Genomic DNA, 2,146 nt, shown 5'->3' with positions numbered 1-2,146 from the left:
AACCCGTCGAGACCCCGACTATTTGGACTCCTAGCCGCCGCACCCAGAGTGCATAGAAGCGACATGCATTCGAGCATGACGTAGCGGTCGTCGGGCGTCAAGGGGTCGCTCCGGCAACCCTGCCTACGCGGCCCCCAAGCGGGGGCCTCGCCGCAGTCCGGAGCCATGAAGCAGGGAGGAGCAGACGTGACTGGGAACCGAGTCGACGCTCAACGCCACCTCGGCGAAGAGCTTCGACACGACGGCACGCGGCTGGCCTGACCGGGCACGCACTCGCCGCAATAATCGGTCTCGACCAATCGCGAATCAGTAGAATCGAATTAGGGCGATTAAGAATATCCGAGTTCGAGCTACAGAGATGGCTCCAGGAAACACTCGCCACCGGAGGTGTGTGCGCAGATAACGAGCATCGCCCAGCGGGCATGCGGAACGGTCGCATTATGGAGAAACGTTCCAGTTAGCGGCTGGAATATTCAGGCAAGAGATATTTCCGCCCTGGAAAGGGCCGCATCACGAGTTGCCGTGTGGCAAAACTCGACTATTCCAGACGTCCTTCAGACTGCTGCCTACATGCACTGGCTGGCCGTGACGGTCGCCGCAAATTCGAAGCAGCGCCTAGCCGCGAACATTCTCGCCAAGGTCACACGACAGAAGATTCTCTACGAGACCCCCAGCCGCCTCGACGTTGTCATTTCCGAGCGGGCGCTTAGATGCCCTCAGGAGATAGAGGCATCATGATTGATCAGTTGCATTGGCTCGGCTCTCTGGCGCGTTACGGTAGATTTAATTTGTGGATCCTAACCGCAAACGCCGAGTCGCATATTGATCGCGGTCCGAGTTTCACGATTTACATGTCACCCAATAAGGATGCTGACGATCTAGCTGTTCGAACTCCTGGCGACGTCACAATCAGCCCTGAAGCCAAGCCAGAGAACGTGCGGCACTACATCGACCAGTTCCGTGACTACCAAGGCGCAGTTTGCGCGGCGACCAGGCGATCGAGTTCGTTGAGGGTCTTGCTCGGGAGATGAGCGACGGCAGGTCCGGTGCCAGCGCCGCCGACGGTGAGTGTGACGGCGCGTGATTGTCCAGTTGTCCAGCTGGACAACGGAGCGGGCGTGCTAGTGTGCGTCCTACGCGCGTGCGTGCACGCACGCGCGTAGGACGCCGAAGTCCAACCGCTTGTCCAGTCTTTGTCCAGTGGTTGTCTACCTCCTGGACAAGCACAGAGCGTGACGTAGACAAGCTCCCGAGGCCCCAGGGGCTGCTTTCCAGGTCGCTCGCCGACGCGGCGTAGCGCACCCCATGACTTGGCCGAGCACCCCCGGCGAGCACCCCCGGCGAGCACCCCCGGCGAGCACCCCGGCGAGCACCCCCGGCGAGCACCCCCGGCGAGCACCCCCGGCGAGCACCCCCGGCGAGCACCCCGGCGAGCACCCCCCGCGAGCACCCCCGGCGAGCACCCCGGCGAGCACCCCCGGCGAGCACCCCCGCGAGCACCCCCGGCGAGCACCCCCGGCGAGCACCCCGGCGAGCACCCCCGGCGAGCACCCCGGCGAGCACCCCCGGCGAGCACCCCCGGCGAGCACCCCCGGCGAGCACCCCCGGCGAGCACCCCCGGCGAGCACCCCCGGCGAGCACCCCCGGCGAGCACCCCCGGCGAGCACCCCCGCGAGCACCCCCGGCGAGCACCCCCGGCGAGCACCCCCGCGAGCACCCCGGCGAGCACCCCCGGCGAGCACCCCCGGCGAGCACCCCGGCGAGCACCCCCGGCGAGCACCCCCGCGAGCACCCCCGCGAGCACCCCCGCGAGCACCCCCGGCGAGCACCCCCGGCGAGCACCCCCGGCGAGCACCCCGGCGAGCACCCCCGCGAGCACCCCGGCGAGCACCGAAGAACGGTGGCCCGGGACTTCTTGTCTTTGCCGGTCGCATACGGCCCGGGCGGACACTGCGCATTCATGGTCGGCGGGTCGTGTAATGTCACGTGCGCCACTACACGTGCGGCGGAGGAGCGGGATCGGTCATGACTGTTCATGAACTCAGGCCCACGAGCGGAAACGGCGAGCCCGGCGTGGGCTCTGCCGTGAGCTGTGGGCCGGTCGGGAACAGCAGCTGTGTCCCGAGGAAAACCTCCCGCAGTCGGG

The 2,146-nt window shown here is 67.1% G+C and carries 1 protein-coding gene and 1 pseudogene; both read left to right on the top strand.

What is annotated here, in order from left to right; translation table 11 throughout:
* Positions 1-119 precede the first annotated feature (119 nt).
* Positions 120-461 carry a helix-turn-helix transcriptional regulator gene (locus tag KPL57_RS73785; RefSeq protein ID WP_226359407.1) on the top strand — a complete coding sequence of 114 codons (342 nt, stop codon included), beginning with the start codon at positions 120-122 and terminating at the stop codon, positions 459-461.
* Positions 388-1,031 (top strand): annotated as a pseudogene (locus KPL57_RS73780) (Scr1 family TA system antitoxin-like transcriptional regulator). The gene KPL57_RS73785 and the pseudogene KPL57_RS73780 overlap by 74 nt, the downstream one beginning before the upstream one ends.
* Positions 1,032-2,146: the final 1,115 nt, after the last annotated feature.

The organism is Pseudonocardia sp. ICBG601 (assembly GCF_020496245.1).
Note: the sequence above shows the minus strand (reverse complement) of the source record. Positions and strands in the feature narration are given on the sequence as shown.